This is a genomic window from Stenotrophomonas sp. 220_Sma (genome assembly GCF_056487375.1).
Genome location: NZ_CM151348.1, coordinates 2,992,064 through 3,008,765, shown reverse-complemented (window position 1 = coordinate 3,008,765; position 16,702 = coordinate 2,992,064). Strand labels below are relative to the sequence as shown.

The 16,702-nt window shown below is 67.3% G+C and carries 15 protein-coding genes and 1 pseudogene; 6 read left to right on the top strand and 10 right to left on the bottom strand.

What is annotated here, in order from left to right; translation table 11 throughout:
• Nucleotides 1-92: 92 nt before the first annotated feature.
• From ACZLIB_RS14085 to ACZLIB_RS14065, 5 genes and pseudogenes are all read left to right on the top strand, one after another.
• Nucleotides 93-1,525: pseudogene (locus ACZLIB_RS14085) on the top strand (DcaP family trimeric outer membrane transporter).
• Between the two features lie 76 nt (nucleotides 1,526-1,601).
• Nucleotides 1,602-2,954 (top strand): arginine/agmatine antiporter, encoded by a 1,353-nt coding sequence (gene adiC / locus ACZLIB_RS14080; protein WP_006461445.1) that lies wholly within the window; start codon nucleotides 1,602-1,604, stop codon nucleotides 2,952-2,954.
• Nucleotides 2,955-2,974: 20 nt separating this feature from the next.
• Nucleotides 2,975-5,263 (top strand): Orn/Lys/Arg family decarboxylase, encoded by a 2,289-nt coding sequence (locus tag ACZLIB_RS14075; RefSeq protein WP_049398423.1) that lies wholly within the window; start codon nucleotides 2,975-2,977, stop codon nucleotides 5,261-5,263.
• A gap of 28 nt (nucleotides 5,264-5,291) precedes the next feature.
• Nucleotides 5,292-6,194 (top strand): cation diffusion facilitator family transporter, encoded by a 903-nt coding sequence (locus ACZLIB_RS14070; RefSeq protein ID WP_478467946.1) that lies wholly within the window; start codon nucleotides 5,292-5,294, stop codon nucleotides 6,192-6,194.
• Between the two features lie 180 nt (nucleotides 6,195-6,374).
• Nucleotides 6,375-6,809 carry a RidA family protein gene (locus tag ACZLIB_RS14065; RefSeq protein WP_107432351.1) on the top strand — a complete coding sequence of 145 codons (435 nt, stop codon included), beginning with the start codon at nucleotides 6,375-6,377 and terminating at the stop codon, nucleotides 6,807-6,809.
• On the opposite strand, the gene ACZLIB_RS14060 is transcribed toward ACZLIB_RS14065, so the two are convergent.
• From ACZLIB_RS14060 to ACZLIB_RS14020, 9 genes are all read right to left on the bottom strand, one after another.
• Nucleotides 6,806-7,519, bottom strand: a complete 714-nt coding sequence (locus ACZLIB_RS14060; RefSeq protein ID WP_277778532.1) for an energy transducer TonB family protein — start codon at nucleotides 7,517-7,519, stop codon at nucleotides 6,806-6,808. The two genes, ACZLIB_RS14065 and ACZLIB_RS14060, sit on opposite strands and share 4 nt — an antisense overlap.
• Nucleotides 7,512-8,312, bottom strand: a complete 801-nt coding sequence (locus ACZLIB_RS14055) for a ChaN family lipoprotein (protein ID WP_478467945.1) — start codon at nucleotides 8,310-8,312, stop codon at nucleotides 7,512-7,514. The genes ACZLIB_RS14060 and ACZLIB_RS14055 overlap by 8 nt, the downstream gene beginning before the upstream one ends.
• Nucleotides 8,299-10,770 (bottom strand): TonB-dependent receptor, encoded by a 2,472-nt coding sequence (locus tag ACZLIB_RS14050; protein WP_253145304.1) that lies wholly within the window; start codon nucleotides 10,768-10,770, stop codon nucleotides 8,299-8,301. The genes ACZLIB_RS14055 and ACZLIB_RS14050 overlap by 14 nt, the downstream gene beginning before the upstream one ends.
• 64 nt (nucleotides 10,771-10,834) lie before the next feature.
• Entirely contained in the window at nucleotides 10,835-11,761 is a 927-nt protein-coding gene (locus ACZLIB_RS14045) for a FecR family protein (protein ID WP_032129372.1), read from the bottom strand.
• A complete protein-coding gene (locus ACZLIB_RS14040; protein ID WP_049398430.1) occupies nucleotides 11,758-12,267 on the bottom strand; it encodes an RNA polymerase sigma factor in 510 nt (169 codons plus the stop codon). The genes ACZLIB_RS14045 and ACZLIB_RS14040 overlap by 4 nt, the downstream gene beginning before the upstream one ends.
• 123 nt (nucleotides 12,268-12,390) lie before the next feature.
• Nucleotides 12,391-12,897, bottom strand: a complete 507-nt coding sequence (locus tag ACZLIB_RS14035) for a hypothetical protein (protein WP_049398490.1) — start codon at nucleotides 12,895-12,897, stop codon at nucleotides 12,391-12,393.
• A 98-nt stretch (nucleotides 12,898-12,995) separates the two neighbouring features.
• Nucleotides 12,996-13,220 carry a hypothetical protein gene (locus tag ACZLIB_RS14030; protein ID WP_032129370.1) on the bottom strand — a complete coding sequence of 75 codons (225 nt, stop codon included), beginning with the start codon at nucleotides 13,218-13,220 and terminating at the stop codon, nucleotides 12,996-12,998.
• The gene (locus ACZLIB_RS14025; RefSeq protein ID WP_478467942.1) at nucleotides 13,217-13,918 is read right to left on the bottom strand and encodes a glutamine amidotransferase; all 702 of its coding nucleotides are present in this window, start codon (nucleotides 13,916-13,918) and stop codon (nucleotides 13,217-13,219) included. The genes ACZLIB_RS14030 and ACZLIB_RS14025 overlap by 4 nt, the downstream gene beginning before the upstream one ends.
• Entirely contained in the window at nucleotides 13,915-14,688 is a 774-nt protein-coding gene (locus ACZLIB_RS14020; protein ID WP_478467941.1) for a YggS family pyridoxal phosphate-dependent enzyme, read from the bottom strand. Before ACZLIB_RS14020 ends, ACZLIB_RS14025 begins: the two co-directional genes overlap by 4 nt.
• Before the next feature lie 76 nt (nucleotides 14,689-14,764).
• Between ACZLIB_RS14020 and ptsJ the strand changes: the two genes are divergently transcribed.
• Nucleotides 14,765-16,051, top strand: coding sequence for a MocR-like B6 salvage transcription factor PtsJ (ptsJ, locus tag ACZLIB_RS14015; protein WP_478467939.1), 1,287 nt, complete (start codon nucleotides 14,765-14,767; stop codon nucleotides 16,049-16,051).
• 134 nt (nucleotides 16,052-16,185) lie between these two features.
• On the opposite strand, the gene ACZLIB_RS14010 is transcribed toward ptsJ, so the two are convergent.
• On the bottom strand, nucleotides 16,186-16,692 hold the full coding sequence (locus ACZLIB_RS14010) for a hypothetical protein (protein ID WP_006373615.1): 507 nt from the start codon (nucleotides 16,690-16,692) through the stop codon (nucleotides 16,186-16,188).
• Between the last annotated feature and the right edge of the window lie 10 nt (nucleotides 16,693-16,702).

Below are 16,702 nucleotides of genomic sequence, written 5' to 3'. Positions count from 1 at the left end.
CGCATTTCCAGCAACGGCAGCACGAGGCCGGAGTGGCGCATGCGTGCGTCCCGTCTGCGTGCTGCGAACAGGGGTCGTCCAGGGAGGATGCAATGCGCGTGGCGGTACTGAGCCTGGCCTGTGTGACAGCACTGGCGATCACGCCGGCGTATGCACAGGTGGATGACAAGGAGGACGCGCAGGCGCTGCGTCGTGAGATTGCGGCCATGCGGCAGGCGCTGGAGGGCATGCAGCAGCGCTTGGACCGCCTTGAGCAGCGCGACGCAACCGTTGCGCCTGCTACAGCACAGGCACCCGCCGCCGTGGTCGCGCCTGCCAGCACTGCCAACCTGCTGCACCCCACCCAGGTACCGGGCGTGGCACAGCCGGTGCTGCCGCAGCGCGAATCGGTGGCCGATCCGTCCACCGCCGCGTCGCGACCGGACAGTGCGGCCGGCCCGACCGATCCGGATCTGAAGGGCTTCTTCGCCATTCCGGGTACTGACACGGTGATCCGTATCGGCGGCTACGCCAAGCTGGATGCCATCGCCGATTCGCGTGCAGCGGGGGATGAGGATCAGTTCATTCCCTCGTCGATGCCGGTCGGTGGCAGTCATCGTGATGTCTCGAACTTCAACATCCATGCCAAGCAGACCCGCTTCAGTTTTGAGGCGCGACGTCCGACCACGCACGGCAACCTGCGCTTCTACCTGGAGAACGACTTCTTCGGCAGTAGTGACGGCTACGAATTCCGGCTGCGCCATGCCTATGGCCAGCTCGGCAATACCTATGCCGGTTACGGCTACTCCAGCTTCATGGATCCGGACAGCCTGCCCGATACATTGGACTTCGCAGGTCCCGGCGGTGCCGGCTACCTGCTGGTGGCAGGCATCCACCACAGCTTTGCGATGGGCAAGGGCAACACCCTGACCGTCGCCGCCGAAGATCCGAAGACCGAACTGGCCGGCGCCAGCGATGAGCGAGCCGCAGTGAACCGCCTGCCCGACGTGACGGTGACCGCGCGCATGGAGCGCGACTGGGGCCACCTGCAGCTGGGTGCGGTGGCACGCAGCCTGGCCTATGACGGCGATGGCGAGCGCGACCGGCGTATGGCCGGTGGCCTGCAACTCAGCGGTTCGGCCTCGGTAGGCGAGCGCGACCTGCTGCTGTTCGGTGCCCTCGGCGGGCGCGGCCTCAGCCGTTACACCGCCGACCTGACCGGCTCCGGGCTGGACGCGGTGGTCGGTGCCGATGGCCGCCTTGATGCGCTGGACCTGCACGGTGGGTTCGTTGGCTACACCCACTACTGGTCCGAGCTGTGGCGTTCGAACCTGATCTTCGGCCAGCTGACCCTGGAGCGGAATGCCGCACTGGCGGCCGACGCATTCCGTCAGAGCCGCTACGGCGTGTTCAACCTGATCTGGAGCCCGGCGCCGTCGTGGACGATGGGCATGGAGCTGCTGTACGGCCGCCTGGAACAGCAGGGGGCGCGCGCGGCGACACGGTCCGGGTGCAGGGCAGCCTGCAATACAACTTCATCAAATAAGCGCCAGCGGTCGTACGCCAGCGTAACCGTCCCCACGCCCGGTTGTACCGGGCTCATGCCAGTACAGGAGATTGTCATGGCAGAAGCAAAGAAAATCGGGGTGGTCGGAGCCACCTTCCTCGTCGCCGGCAACATGATGGGCTCAGGCGTGTTCCTGTTGCCGTCCAGTCTGGCCAAGATCGGCACCGCCTCGATCTGGGGCTGGCTGATCACCACCGCCGGTGCGCTGCTGCTGGCCTTCGTATTCGCCAAGCTGGGCAAGCTGGCACCGAAGGCCGGCGGTCCCTATGCCTATGCGCGTGACTGGTTCGGGCCCTACATGGGCTTCCAGACCAATACCATCTACTGGTTCGCCAACTGGATCGGCAACGTCGCCATCCCTATCGCGGCGGTGGGCTACTTCAGTTACTTCTTCCCGATCCTGTCCGAGCCGCTGGTGCGCTGCATCGCGGTGCTTGTGCTGGTGTGGGCGCTGAGCTTCGCCAACATGATCGGCCCGGCCTTCGTCAGCCGCGTGCAGACGGTCACCACCAGCTTCGCGCTGGTGCCGATCCTGGGTATCGCCATCTTCGGCTGGTTCTTCTTCGATGCCGACATCTTCAAGGGCGCCTACAACGTGTCCGGTGAATCCAACTTCGGCGCGATCTCCAGTGCCGCGGCACTGACCCTGTGGGCCTTCATCGGCGTCGAATCCGCTTCGGTGACTGCCGGCGTGGTGGAGAATCCGGAAAAGAACGTGGCCCGCGCCACCCTGGCGGGCGTGTTCCTGGCTGCCATCGCCTACATCGCCAGTTCGTCGGTGATCATGGGCATGGTGCCCAATGGCGAGCTGCAGACTTCTGATGCACCGTTTGCACTGGCTGCCGCCAAGGCCGTCGGTGGCTGGGGTGGCGCGCTGGTGAGCCTGTGTGCCTTCATCGGCGCTGCCGGTTCGCTGGGCGGCTGGATCCTGCTGACCGCACAGAGTGCCAAGGCGGCCTCCGATGATGGCCTGTTCCCGAGCATCTTCAGCAAGACCAACAAGGACGACGTGCCGGTCAAGGGCGTGCTGATCGTGGCGGTGCTGATGACCCTGGCGGTGCTGGTCACCTCCACCTCGGAAACCGCGTCGGCCCAGTTCGACGTGATCACGTCGGCGGCGGTGGTGCTGACCCTGCTGCCCTACATCTACTCGTGCGTGGCCTGCTACTTCGTGGTCGAGCGTTCGCACACCCTGGTTCACACCGGTGCGTTCTGGACCCTGACCAGCCTGACCGTCGTGTACTGCCTGTGGGCGATCTACGGCTCGTCGGGAACCATCGTGCAGTACGCCTTCCTGTTCGTGCTGTTCATCACCGTGTTCTATCCCTTCTTCAGCGAGGAGCGCCGCCAGCAGCGGCAGCGCGCCCGCGAGGCATCGGCGATCAGTGCCGGCGCCCAGCGTTCCTGAGTTCGACAAGGAGAATCAACGTGTACTTCAAGTCCCTGGACTATCCGGTCATTGTCATCGACAACGACTACGAGTCGCCGCGCATCGGCGGCATCCTGATCCGCGCCCTGGTGGAAGAGCTGCGCAGCAACGACCAGCGCGTGCTGTGCGGCCTGAACCTGGATGATGCCCGTGCCGGTGCCCGCACCTACGTGGCGGCCTCGGCGGTGCTGATCTCGATCGACGGCAGCGAAGAGGTGGATGGCGAGTTCCAGCGCCTGACTGCCTTCCTGCGCGAGCAGAGCGCGCGGCGCGCCAACCTGCCGGTGTTCCTGTACGGCGAGCGCCGCACCATCGAGAAGGTGCCGAGCAAGCTGCTCAAGTACATCCACGGTTTCATCTTCCTGTTCGAAGATACCAAGAGCTTCATCTCGCGGCAGGTGATGCGCGCGGCCGAAGACTACATGAAGAACCTGCTGCCGCCGTTCTTCAAGGCGTTGATCCACCATGCAGCCGAGTCGAACTACTCCTGGCACACCCCGGGCCATGCCGGCGGCGTGGCGTTCACCAAGTCGCCGGTCGGCCGTGCATTCCATCAGTTCTACGGCGAGAACACCCTGCGCAGCGATCTGTCGATCTCGGTGCCGGAACTGGGTTCGCTGCTCGATCACACCGGCCCGATCAAGGACGCCGAGAACGAGGCCGCACGCAACTTCGGTGCCGACCATACCTTCTTCGTCACCAATGGCACCTCCACCGCCAACAAGATCGTCTGGCATGGCACGGTGGCGCGCGGTGACGTGGTGTTCGTCGATCGCAACTGCCACAAGTCGCTGCTGCACGCGCTGATCATGACCGGTGCGGTGCCGGTGTACTTCACACCCAGCCGCAACGCGCACGGCATCATCGGCCCGATCAGCCTGGACCAGTTCACGCCGGAGTCGCTGCAGCAGCGCATCGCTGCCAACCCGCTGGCCAGCCAGGCCTACAAGGCCGGCTCCAAGCCGCGCATCGCGGTGGTCACCAACTCGACCTACGACGGCCTGTGCTACAACGCCGAGAAGATCGCCGACGAGATCGGCAGCGCGGTCGACTTCCTGCATTTCGACGAAGCGTGGTACGCCTATGCTGCGTTCCATCCGTTCTACGAGAACCACTACGGCATGGCCAAGGGCAAGCCGCGCGAGCAGGATGCGATCATCTTCACCACGCATTCCACCCACAAGCTGCTGGCCGCGTTCTCGCAGGCGTCGATGATCCACGTGCGCAACTCGGCGCAGCGCAACCTGGATGCCGAGCGCTTCAACGAGTCGTTCATGATGCACACCTCGACCAGCCCGCACTACGGGGTGATCGCGGCCTGTGACGTGGCCTCGAAGATGATGGAAGGCGACGCGGGCCGCTCGCTGGTACAGGAAATGCACGACGAGGCCATCGCCTTCCGCCGCGCGATGCTGCACGTGCGCGACGACCTCGGTCGCGACGACTGGTGGTTCAGCGTGTGGCAGCCGACCCAGGTCGAGCGCAGCCTGGACAAGGGCGATACACCGGCGCCGCTGGTGGCCAAGCGCGAGGAGTGGTACCTGCAGCCGGATGCGCACTGGCACGGTTTCGAGAACCTGGTCGATGACTATGTGCTGATCGATCCGATCAAGGTGACCCTGCTGACGCCGGGCCTGGCGATGGACGGCAGCATGGGCAAGCTGGGCATCCCGGCGGCGGTGCTGAGCAAGTTCCTGTGGGGCCGCGGCATCACCGTGGAGAAGACCAACCTGTACTCGGTGCTGTTCCTGTTCTCGATGGGCATCACCAAGGGCAAGTGGAGCACCCTGGTCACCGAGCTGATGGCGTTCAAGGAGCTCTACGATCGCAATGCGCCGCTGAGCCAGGCACTGCCGACGCTGGTCGCCGACTATCCGAATGCCTACGCCGGCTGGGGCCTACGTGACCTGTGCGACGCGCTGCATGCGTTCAACCAGGAATTCGCCGTGGCCAAGGTGATGCGCGAGATGTACGTGGATCTGCCGACGCCGGTGATGACCCCGGCCGATGCCTACAACCACCTGGTCAAGGGCGAGATCGAGCGGGTCGACATCGAGCAGATCAGTGGCCGCATTGCGGCGACCATGCTGGTGCCGTACCCGCCGGGCATCCCGACCATCATGCCGGGTGAGCGTTTCGGTGACAGCGACGAGCCGATCATCCAGTCGCTGCGCATCGCCCGCGAGCAGAATGCGCGTTTCCCGGGCTTCGAGTCGGACGTGCACGGGCTCATCATCGAGCAGGAGGGTGATGCGGTTTCGTACAAGGTGGAGGTGCTGAAGGCCTGACCGGCAACGGTCGGCCGTTCGGCGAACGATGGATACCGCGCGCGAGCAACGCATCCTGAAGTTCTCGATCGGGGTCACCCTGGCGGTGAGCGCGGTCGGCTTCATCGGTGGCCTGCTGGTGGGATCGCAGGCCATCCTGTTCGACGGCGTGTACAGCCTGGTCGATGTCGCCCTGACCCTGGTGTCGTTGTCGGTGCTGCGGCTGGTGGCGCGGGAGCAGAGCCCGCGCTTCCAGTACGGCTACTGGCATCTGGAGCCGATGGTCGAGGCGCTGGGCGGGGTGATCCTGTCGCTGGCCTGCGTGTACGCGCTGGCCAACGCCGTGATCGGTTTGACCACGGGCGGGCACGAAGTGAAGTTCGGGCCCGCGCTGTGGTGGGCGGCATTGCTGAGTGCCAGCAACCTGGCGATGGCGGCGTTCGTCGCGCAGCGGGCGCGGCATCTGCGCTCCGCGCTGTTGTGGCTGGATGTACGGGGCTGGCTGCTGGGTGGGTTGATGAGCCTGGCGGTGGTGCTGGCCTTCGTGTTGGCGCTGGTCCTGCACGGTGGTGAGTGGCACCACTGGGTGCCGTACCTGGATTCGATCGTGCTGGCGTTGATCAGCCTGGCGGTGTTGCCGGTGCCGGCGCGGAGTGCCTGGAAGGCCATGCGCGAAGTGCTGCAGGTGGCACCGGATGATCTGGACCGGCGCGTGCAGCGGGTGATGCAGGCGTTCGTCGCCGAGCGTGGCTATGCCGGTTTCACCAGCCATGTGGCGAAGATGGGGCGGATGCGCTTCATCGAGATCCACGTGCTGGCCGACCCGGCCACGCCGCTGGGTTCAGTGGGCGAGGTCGATGCGATGCGTGACGAGATTGCGGTGCGGCTGGATGCGCGGGGCAGCACGTTCTGGTTGACCATTGATTTCACCGCAGACCCAGCGTGGACGTGACCACGCTTCTGTAGAGTCGAGCTTGCTCGACTGCTTCTGGTCGGTGGAAGTCGAGCAGGCTCGAGTCCACGGGAACGCGCGATCGTTGCGCATGGCGGACTACTCTGTTGCACAGGACCCATTTGACCTCAACCGGAGTTGAGGTCACAGACTGCCGGCATCCCCCACGAGGCGCGCGGCATGAACCTGCTGACCACACCGGACCTCAGCCATGGCCTGCTGGAACTGTTCAATCCACCGGGCCTCTACGATCCTTCGGCCAACGGCTACTCACACGTGGCGGTGGTGCGCCTGCCGGCACGGGTGATCCATGTCGCAGGGCAGGGCGGCGAGGATGCCCAGGGCCGCCTCTCGCCCAGCTTCGAAGAACAGGTCGGGCAGGCGCTGGACAACCTGCAGACCGCGCTGCGATCGGCGCAGGCAAGTCTGGCCGATGTGGCGCGGCTGCGCATCCTGGTGGTCGGCCACGATGAGGACCGGCTGGGCATCATTGCCCACCAGGTGCGACGGCGCTGGCCGAACCGCGCGGCGCCCACCTGCACGCTGATCCCGGTGCCGCGACTGGCGTTGGACGGCATGCTGTTCGAGATCGAGGCGGAGGCCTACGCCGCCTAGCGCAGGTAGTACTCCACCGGCACCACCAGTTCCTGCGGTGCCTTCAGTTCATCGGGAATGGGCGGCAGCGGCTGCGCGCGACGGAAGGTCTGCAGCGCAGCGTCATCGAGCATCGGCTGGCCACTGGACTGCTCCAGCCGCAGCGCCAGCAGGCGACCTTCGCGGTCGATGCTGGCCCTGACCCAGGCAGTGCCCTGCTGCCGGCGCGAGCGCGCGGCGGCAGGGTAATAGCGGTAACGCTCCAGCCGCGCCATCAGGCGGGCTTCCCACTGGTCGCTGGCGGCGCCGGCCTGGAAGTCCGCCGGTGGCGCGTCTGGAGCGGGCGGCGCGGCCGTGATCGATGCCGGTGCGGGACTTGCATCGGTCGCGGCCGCAGGCGGGGCGACCGGCAGCGGCTTTCGACCCGTCCCGCCCGTTTCGCTGGCGGCCAACTCGCCCTCGCGCGCGGCGGTGGGCTTCGGTGGTGGCGGCGACTTTGTCGGTTGCGATGCACGCGCCTGCTGCGCCTGGCTGGGGGTATCGGCCTGGCGCTCCTCTACGGGCTGTGGCGGCGTGGCCGGTGCCAGCAGGCGCAGGCTGATGCGCATGTCCTGCTCCGGCGGTGGCAGCATCGGCGGCATTGCAACCCAGTGCACCAACAGCAGCAGGGGCAGCAGGTGCAGGACGACGGTGATCACGATCGCCTGCCAGTGTTGGCCGCGCTCACTCATCGTCCAGCACCCACAGCAGATCGGCATCAGCAGCACCGACGGTTTCACCCGGCGAGGCCAATGCGATCACCAGCGCAGGCGTATCCGGTGGCAGGTAGCCCGGCACCCCGGTGCCGCGCAGCACATGCCAGCGACCGGCTACCAGCAGCGCGGGTGCAGGTGCTGCGGTCAGCACCTGTGCCATGCGCGTGTCGCGGGCCTGTTGCACGGCCAGCATCCCTTCCAGCATCGGTGCCGCGTCTGCGTGCTGGGCCAGAACCACATCCGACAGGCGTTGGCGGGCGGCGGGCACCGGGAACCGCACTGCATCAGCGGACGCCAGGTGGGCGTTGACCTCGACGCGCGCGAGATTGCCGCCGAACAAGGGGATGCCGGCAGCGGTGGCGTCCTGCACCAGCCCGCCGTAGGCGGTCCACGGCCATCGTGTATCCCAGCCCAGCAGCTCCTGCAGGCGTGCACCGTCGGCATGGTTGCCCTTGGCCAGCCAGCGCTGCACCCGCTGCAGGCGCGGCTGGCGTTCGCTGGCAATCATCTCCAGCACCAGCGCGCCTTGTAGACGCTGCTGCTGCAGCGCGTGCAGCAGCCAGCGCTGGGCAGCGTGGTCACCGGCCAGGTCGTGGCGTTCGCCCAGCAGCAGTCGCGGAGCGTTCGCTGCGCGCTTCACGAACGCAGCTTCGTCCAGGGTCTGGCCGCTGGCGAGGTCCAGCACCTTGCCGGGCATCGGCTGCGCGCTGGCCATCGACGCGAGCGCGAGCAGGCACAGCGGCAGCCAGTGGCGGCTAGAACGCCACATTGACGCCCATCGAGACGGTGCGGCCACGGCCGTTGCCGCGGTCCAGGATCGGACTGAAGATGCTGTCGATCGAGGCATTGTTGTCATAGGCCTTGTTCTGCAGGTTTTCGATGTTCAGCCACAGCGTGGTGTTGGCCTGCGGCTTGAAGCTGGCGTAGAAGTCCAGCAGCACGCCGGTGCCGCCGGTCTTGCGGGTCTGGAAGAAGTCGTAGCCTTCCTCGGTCGGACCGGAGTACTCGGCGCGCAGGCCGGCCTGCACGCGCTGCTGCCACCAGCGGCCGCCCACGTCCAGCGTCCAGTAGCGGTCGGGCAGGGCGGTGATGTCTTCCAGGTTGACGAACTCGATGGCCGGCGCGCTGGTGCGCGAGCGGGTCCAGCTCAGCGTGGCGTGGTAGTGCTCGCTGGCGTAATGGGCTTCCAGTTCGATGCCGCGCATGCGCACCACGCCGGGGTGGTTCATCCAGCGCGTGGTGGCGCTGAAGTCGTCGGCGTCCAGCACATCGGTCCAGGCATTGAGCTGCGGATCGCTGTCGATCGGCACCACGAACGGTTCCACTTCCGGCGGATGCACGATCAGCAGGTACTGCGGCTTGATGTAGTCGCGGATGCGGTTGTCGAAGCGGGTGACCCGCAGTTGTGCCAGGTCACCGTCGACCAGCAGCGAGTCGGTGCTGAGGTTGGCGCCGAACTGCAGGTTGCGCGAGCGCTCGCGGCGCAGGAACGGATTGGCGCCGATGCCGTCGGCGACGCTGGCGTCCTCCAGCGGGATCTTCTCGAAGAACATTTCCTGCACGCGCGGCGGCCGCGACGTGCGCGAGACCTCGGCGAACAGCTGCAGCCAGTCGGTGGCCTGCAGTGAAACCGCCAGGCTCGGGCTGAGTGCGCGCTCTGTGCGACGCACGTCGATGTCGCCGCCATTGATCTCCGCGCACTGGCCGGGCACATCCGAGCACACCGGGATGTGACCACGGATGCCGAAGCGGTCCTGGCGCAGTCCTGCGGTCAGGGCATAGATGTCGTACTGCAGCTCCAGCGTGCTGAACACACTGTCCAGCTGGCTGCGACCCTGCGGGTTGGCACCGCGCAGGATGGGCGTATCGGCCACATAGATGTCCGATTGGTGCTTGATGCCGGTGTTCCAGCGCGCCTGCAGTGCACCGATGTCGAAGCGGCTGGTGTTGTCCACGGTCCAGCTGCTAAGGCTGCTGTGGGTGCGGCGGCCGATGTAGCTGGAGTCCTCCACCGGCGGGTAGAACAGCCGGGTCTTGTTGCTGGCGAAGGTCGCACGCAGGTCGATCCACGGCGAATAGGGTGTGTAGTGGTAACTGGCGCGCTGGTTGCGCGCGGAAATCTGCCACGGATAGTTGTGGTAGAAGTCGTTTTCGTAACGCATGTGGCTCAGGTCCAGCCGATGCTGGTCGCTGGGCTGCAGGCGCGCCTTCAACAGCCAGCTGCTGGGCTGCTGGCTGCCCGGGTCGGCGTTGTTCTTCTGCCCGCGTGCGGTCGCGTATTCGCTGCTGCGGCTGCTGCTGGCGGCGGCCAGCAGGCCGAACTGGCGGTCGCCACCCTCTTCGCTGTGGCGCCAGGCACCGGCGAAGGTACGGCCACTGCCGTAGCCGTTGTTGCCGTGGCGGTAGCCCGCACGCAGGCCCCAGTCGCGCCCCTCGCCGAGCAGATCGTCGATGTCCAGCGTGCGGAAGTTGGCACTGCCGGCCAGCGTGCCGGCGCCATCACCACCGGCGACCGCACCGCGCTGCACGTCCACACCGGCCAGCAGGAAGGGATCGACATAGGCGAACGGGCCGCCCGAGCCGTGCCCGGCATTGTTGCGGAAGGTCTGGGTGACACCGTCGATCATGGTGTTGACCCGGCCGGCACCGGTCATGCCGCGGATGTTGACCTGCAGGCCCGGCTGGCTGCGCGAATGGAAGCTGTGGGTGCCGGGCATCGAGCGCAGCAGGCTGTTGCCTTCCTGGCGTTCGGCCATCGCCACGCGCTCGCTGCCCACCGGGGGCGCAAAGCCATCGCGGGTGGCCGGTACATATTGACTGGCGCCGGCACCCGGTGCCTGACCGTGTGCGGTAGTACCCTGCACCCGCAGCGGGCCAGTGCGACGGCTGCCATCGGCGCGTTCAGCCGGCGCCGGCTCCAGGGCGGCACGACGCGCATCGACGAAGCGCGGGCGCAGGCCGCTGCCTGCCAACAGGCGCGACAGGGCCTGCGCATCGTCGAAGTCACCGCGCAGCGCAGGCGCCGAATGGCCCGCGGGCAGCGCTGCGCCGATCACCAGATCGACGCCGGTCAGCCGGCTGTAGGCGTCCAGCGCGGCCGCCAGCGGTTGTGCGGGCAGATTGTAGGTACGGGTGGCGGTCTGTGCGTGGGCACTGCCGGGTAGCAGCGGAAGGGCACTGGTACAGGCCAGCGACAGGGCGAGGACAAGGGGGCGGGGGCACAGCATCGGGGGCTCCAGGGGCTGACGCAGAGCGTCGTCATCCTGGGTAGACGCAGCCGCAGGCCGGATGTCAGGGTCCATCACGCTGTTCCCTGCGTGGCGGCAGCCACACCTGTATGCCCGCGCCGAGGCGCAGCACGCGCACCTGCAACTGAGTGGCCAACTGGTCGCGGTTGCCGGCCGCACCGTCGGCACTGCCAAGCAGGGTGACCGGCTGCTGGCGCAGCTGCTCGCCGACGACCCACGTGTGCCCGCCATGCCAGCGGTCCAGGCCCTGCGTGACGTCGGCCAGTGGGGCCGAGACCCAATGCAGGCGCCGCTCGCGCCAGGCCAATGCTCCGGGGGCGGTCGTTGTTGCATGGGCTGTTGCCTGCCCATCGAAGCGCAGCTGTTCGCCGTGGTCAGCCAGCATGCTGACGTTGCCGCTGTCCACGCGCACGCGATGCTCGGTAACGGTGACCACGCTGCTGTTGCCCTGCACGGCAAGATCGAATGCGGTCCCCAGTGCAGTGACGGTGCCCTGTGGGGTATGCACCTGGAAGGGCCGGTCGGCATCGGCGGCGACCTGGAACCAGGCCTGGCCGCGCTGCAGCTGGAGCTGGCGGCGCTGCCCATCGATGCGCACCTTCACTTCGCTGCCGGGTGACAGCAGGACATGCGAGCCATCCCGAAGGGTCTCCTCGCGGATCTCGCCAGCGGCCGTTCGCAGGACCTGCGCTACAGGCGGCGACACATGGCGGCTGTAGAGACCCAGCGCGCACAGCAACAGAACCGCAATGCCAGCTTCGCGCAGGCGACGGCGTTGCCTGCGCTGCTGTTGCCGCTGCAGGCTGGGCAGCGTCGCACCGGCCTGCCACAGGTGTTGCAGATGCTGGTACTGCGCAGCATGGCGAGGGTCGGCCTGGTACCACTGCTCGAACGCGTTCTCGTCGCGGCCACCGTCGTGCCCGTCCAGCCACCAGCGTGCAGCTTCGCGCGCGATCGCGTCCAGGCTCATGCGCCGGGCACCTGCTGCAGGGCGACCAGTGCGCGCAGCAGATGGCTGTGCGCGGTCTGCCGGCTGATGCCGAGCTGGCGCCCGATCTCGGCCAGCGCCAACTGTTCAACCCGCGCCAGCAGGAACACCTGGCGCGAGCGCGGTGGCAGCGCGGCGATGATCGCGTCGAGGTGGCGCAGCTGTTCGGCGTCGAGCAGTCGCTGCTCGGGCAGCGGCGCAGGATCGGCGATGGCATGCAACTGCGTGTCATCCAGCGCTTCTTCGCGACGGCGCTGGCGTTGCCGGTAATGGTCGGCAATCAGGTTGTGGGCAACACGGTACAGGTACGCGCGGCCATTGCTCAGCAGGCCACTGGCGGCGACCTTGACGACACGCAGCCAGGTTTCCTGGACGACGTCATCGGCGTCGCTGCGTTGCGGGAGTTTGCGGCGGACATGGGCGTGCAGCGGCCGGTAATGGGCCGCGCACAGCTGCGCGACATCCGTCGGTTCGACAGGCGTGGACACGGGGCGGGCGACAACTGGGAAAGGGAACAGCCCGCGGCGGCAAGGGCAGCGGCTGCACCTTACAGCAAAAGAGAATCATTTGCATCTTTGGTGCGAGCGCAGTCCGCATGAGCCACCGCGGCGTCAGCGGGGACGATAATCGCAGTGGATCTGCAGGGCTTCGGTGGGATTGTGATGCAGCACGAATCCGCAGTGCTGCAGGCTGCGCTTCGCTCGTGCGACTGGCTCGGCATACCGGGCGACGCGGCGGTGCTGCCAGCGCGGCGGGGTGAACACGCCCAGGGGCAGCAGCCGCAGCCGCTCGCCGTGCAGTACCAGTGAGACATCGACATGACGGCCATCGATGTCGTGGCCGTTGGCGCCGAAGATGGCGTCGACTTCATCCCGGCGCTGCGGATAACAGGCACGGAAGAGGGTGATGCCGAGCCGACGCACCAGGCGGCGGAAGCCACCGAGACGGCTGTGGCTGGGTTCGAAGCCACGGGTGAGCAGTAGCCGCAGCCCCACAGGCAGCATTGCCTGCGCGTCGAGCAGGCGTTGCAGTACCTCTTCTTCCAGTTGGATGCGGGTAGAGGGCCAGCGCGGGGCGATGAGCAGTCCGTGGTGGTTGCCGCGTTGCAGGGTCAGCATCGGTGAAGCTTCGCACGCGGCCGAACAGCCGGGGTAGTGCCGGCCGCTGGCCGGCAGATTCGAGTACCGGCCAGCGGCCGGCACTACCGTGACGATCGTCAGAGATCGCGGTACTGGATCTGCGAAGCCAGTACGCGCAGGCCGTCGGCATTGCTGGACAGGATGCGCTCTTCGCCAACACCTTTCTGCCGTTTCAGCTGGAAGCCCTGATCCGCAGGCAGTTGTGCGGCGATGGCGTCCATGCGCTGCAGGGCATCAGGGCCGCTGCAGTCGAAGTGGCCCCAATAGACGCCATCGCGGTGGATCTGCAATCGATAGTTCATCGCGGTGTCTCCGGCAGGTCCTGCAGCCAATGGTCGAACATCGCGGTGGCGGCCGCGGCCAGTGGTGCGCCATAGCGACGCGCCTGCGCGCGCAGATCATTCGGATCGATGCCGGCCTGGGCCAGCTCCAGCGTGTGACCAATCAGCCAACGCTCGAACTGGCGCGCGTCCAGTTCCGGATGGCATTGCAGGGCCAGCGCGTGATGGCCGATGGCGAAGGCCTGGTGACGGCAGGCCGGCGTGCTGGCCAGGCGGCGTGCGCCGGCCGGAAGTTCGAAGGCCTCACCATGCCAATGCAGCACGGGAATGCCCTGCAGGGCCTGCAGCGGCGAGCGCTGGCCTTCATCGGTCAGCAGCAGTGGCGCAAAGCCGATCTCCTTGCCTCCACTGGGAGCGACACTGGCACCGAGTGCACGGGCCATCAGTTGTGCACCCAGGCAGATGCCCAGGGTTGGCCGCTGCTGCTGCAGCCGGCGCTGCAGCAGGGCGATGCTGTCGGTGACGAAGGGATAGGTCTTTGTGTCATTGGCACTGATGGGGCCGCCCAGCACCACCAGCAGGTCGGCCACTTCGGCCGGATCGAGCGCATCGACGCCGGCCTGCAGCACCTGCAGCTGCCAGCCTTGTGCCAACAGCAAAGGCTGCAGGGTGCCGAGGTCTTCGAAGGCGACGTGTTGCAGGACAACCGCGTGCTTCATGCCGGGGCTCCGCTGTTCGGCCAGTAGAAGCTGTCCGGGGTGGCGCGGGCGCCGAAGATGGCCTGGCCGACGCGGACCACGGTGGCACCTTCCTCGATGGCCACTTCGAAATCACCGGACATGCCCATCGACAGCTGCGACAGGTCAAGGCCGGGCGGGGCGGTGCGTTGCAGCTGGTCGCGCAGTTCGCGCAGGCGCACGAAGCAGGCGCGCACGCGCTCGACGTCGGGGGTGAAGATGGCCAGGGTCATCAGGCCGCGCACACGCAGGCGATCGAAGGCCGGCAGCTGCTGGACGAAGGCCTCGACCGCGTCGGGTTCCAGTCCGTACTTGCTCGGCTCGGCCGAGGTGTTGACCTGCACGAACACATCCAGCGTGCGGTCTTCCAGTTGCAGGCGCTGCTGCAGGGCCTCGGCCACGCGCAGGCTGTCCAGCGCCTGGAACTCGCTGGCAAAGCGCGCTACGTAGCGCGCCTTGTTGGTCTGCAGATGGCCGATCACCGACCAGTGCACGCCCAGGTCGGCCATCGTTTCGGCTTTGCGCTGCGCCTCCTGCACCTTGTTCTCGCCCAGTTCGTGGCAACCGGCGGCCACCGCCATGCGGATGCGGGCGTCATCGACGGTCTTGCTGACCGGCAGCAGGCGCACGCTGGCCGGGTCCCGGACGGCGCGCGCGCAGGCATCGGCGATGCGTTGGCGCACCGTGACCAGGTTGGCGGCGATCTGTTCAACGGACTGGGCGACGGGCCAGTCGGCAGCGGCAAGGGGCATGCGGGCACCTCCAATGCAGGATGGCCAGGGTGGGATACACTGGCACAGGACAAGATATATTTTGGCATAGGACAAAATGAAAATCACCGGGCATAGCGCTGAGTCGATCTTCGACAGCATCCGCGACGGCATCGGCAAGGGCCGCCTGCCGGCCGGCAGCGTGCTGCCGCCGGTGCGTGAACTGGCCGAGCAACTGGGCGTGAACCGCAACACCGTGGCCGCTGCCTACAAGCGCCTGGATGCGGCGGGCCTGGCCAGCACGGCGGGCCGCCGTGGCACGGTGGTGCGCGGATTGCCGCCGACGCTGGCGCGCGAGGGCAGTACGCCCGGGCTGGCGCTGCAGGACCTGGCCGGTGGCAATCCGGATCCGCGCCTGCTGCCGAACCTGCGCCTGGCCCCGGCCGCGCCGCGTTTGTACGGCGTAGGCACGGTCGACCCGAGGTTGCAGGCGCTGGCGCGCGCCTCGCTGGATGCGGACTGCCCAGAGGGCTATGCGCTGGAGCTGACCCATGGCGCGGTTGATGGCATCGAGCGCCTGCTGGCGGCGTGGTTGCTGCCAGGAGACCGCATCGCGGTGGAGGATCCATGCTTCCTCGGCAGCCTCAATGTGCTCAATGCTGTGGGCCACGCGCCGTTGCCGGTGGCGGTGGACGCGCATGGCATGCAGGTCGATTCGCTGCGTGCGGCACTGGAGGCCGGCGCACGCGCGGTGCTGCTGACCCCGCGCGCGCACAACCCGACCGGGGCCAGCCTGGATGCGAAGCGGGCACGGGCGTTGCGGCAGTTGCTGGCGGCCTACCCGCAGGTGGCGGTGCTGATCGACGATCACTACGCACTGCTCTCGCAGCAGGCCTATCACTCAGTGCTGCCGCTGGATGGCCGGCGCTGGGCGCTGCTGCGTTCGTTGTCCAAGCCGCTGGGTCCGGACCTGCGGCTGGCCTGGCTGGCCTGCGATGAGGAGACCGCATCGCGGTTGCGGCTGCGATTGGCGTCCGGCACCGGCTGGGTCAGCCACCTGCTGCAGGATGCAGCGACTTCGGTGCTGGCGTCGGCAACGCAGCGGGCGAAGATCGCCTCGGCGGGTGAGCGCTACCAGCAGCGCCTGCAGTCGCTACAGGAGCTGCTGCGCGCGCATGGCATGCCGACGCCGCAGCCGATGGAAGGATTGAACCTGTGGCTGCCGTTGCCGGCCGACAGCCACCCACAGGTGCTGGCACTGGCCTCGCGCGGATGGCATGTGCGCGCCGGCGAAGTGTTCGCGGTGGCGGCACCGGGCCATGGTCTGCGCATTACGTGTTCGGCGCTGGGACCGGCGCAGCTGCGGCAGCTGGCCGATGACCTGGCGGCGGTGTGTGGTTTGTAGCGTCGGGCCATGCTCGGCTTTGCTTCGCCTTTGTAGAGCCGAGCCATGCTCGGCTGTTGTTGGTAGAAGCAGTCGAGCATGGCTCGACTCTACATGACCGGTAGTCGAGCATGGTTCGACGCTGCAGAAGCAGATCAAGGCGCGGCGTTGGCGCCCGGGCGCACGTAGTAGGACTGGCCGCTGTCATCGACGAACATCAGCTCCGGCTTGCCCTGCCAGGAGGTGAGCATGGCGCCGGTGTTGTTCTGGTGCTTGACCATCAGGCTGGCGCCACGGTCCGGATTGGCGACGACCTTGAACACTTCGGTGGTGCCGGTGGCATCGTCCAGGGTCAGCAGGGCTTCGCCGCCGCGGTCGCTGGTGCCGTAGCCGCCGCGTTCGGAGCCGTCGGGGCCGAGCAGGATCAGGCCGGACAAGGCAGTGGCGCGCGGCCCCTGGGTACGGCCCTGGCTGAGCGGATCGGGAACCGGTGCGCCGAGGATCACCCGCGGCTGGCCGCTTGCATCGTGGATGATCAGCCCGCGTGCCTCGATGATGCGCTGTGGCGATTGGCTGCGATGCAGGCTCCAGGCGGTCCAGCCGGAAACAAGCAGGGCGAGGGTCGAGACCACCAGGGTGGTCAGCAGCAGCGCACGGGACATCGGGTCGTCC

Excerpts from the sequence above, each read along its gene's own strand:
- ACZLIB_RS14030 (WP_032129370.1), bottom strand. The coding sequence starts at position 13,220 with ATGAACTATCGATTGCAGATCCACCGCGATGGCGTCTATTGGGGCCAC.
- ACZLIB_RS14035 (WP_049398490.1), bottom strand. The coding sequence starts at position 12,897 with ATGCTGACCCTGCAACGCGGCAACCACCACGGACTGCTCATCGCCCCG.
- ACZLIB_RS14055 (WP_478467945.1), bottom strand. The coding sequence starts at position 8,312 with ATGTGGCGTTCTAGCCGCCACTGGCTGCCGCTGTGCCTGCTCGCGCTC.
- ACZLIB_RS14070 (WP_478467946.1), top strand. The coding sequence starts at position 5,292 with ATGGATACCGCGCGCGAGCAACGCATCCTGAAGTTCTCGATCGGGGTC.
- adiC (WP_006461445.1), top strand. The coding sequence starts at position 1,602 with ATGGCAGAAGCAAAGAAAATCGGGGTGGTCGGAGCCACCTTCCTCGTC.
- ACZLIB_RS14045 (WP_032129372.1), bottom strand. The coding sequence starts at position 11,761 with ATGAGCCTGGACGCGATCGCGCGCGAAGCTGCACGCTGGTGGCTGGAC.
- ACZLIB_RS14020 (WP_478467941.1), bottom strand. The coding sequence starts at position 14,688 with ATGCCCCTTGCCGCTGCCGACTGGCCCGTCGCCCAGTCCGTTGAACAG.
- ACZLIB_RS14065 (WP_107432351.1), top strand. The coding sequence starts at position 6,375 with ATGAACCTGCTGACCACACCGGACCTCAGCCATGGCCTGCTGGAACTG.
- ACZLIB_RS14060 (WP_277778532.1), bottom strand. The coding sequence starts at position 7,519 with ATGAGTGAGCGCGGCCAACACTGGCAGGCGATCGTGATCACCGTCGTC.
- ACZLIB_RS14010 (WP_006373615.1), bottom strand. The coding sequence starts at position 16,692 with ATGTCCCGTGCGCTGCTGCTGACCACCCTGGTGGTCTCGACCCTCGCC.
- ACZLIB_RS14050 (WP_253145304.1), bottom strand. The coding sequence starts at position 10,770 with ATGCTGTGCCCCCGCCCCCTTGTCCTCGCCCTGTCGCTGGCCTGTACC.
- ptsJ (WP_478467939.1), top strand. The coding sequence starts at position 14,765 with ATGAAAATCACCGGGCATAGCGCTGAGTCGATCTTCGACAGCATCCGC.
- ACZLIB_RS14025 (WP_478467942.1), bottom strand. The coding sequence starts at position 13,918 with ATGAAGCACGCGGTTGTCCTGCAACACGTCGCCTTCGAAGACCTCGGC.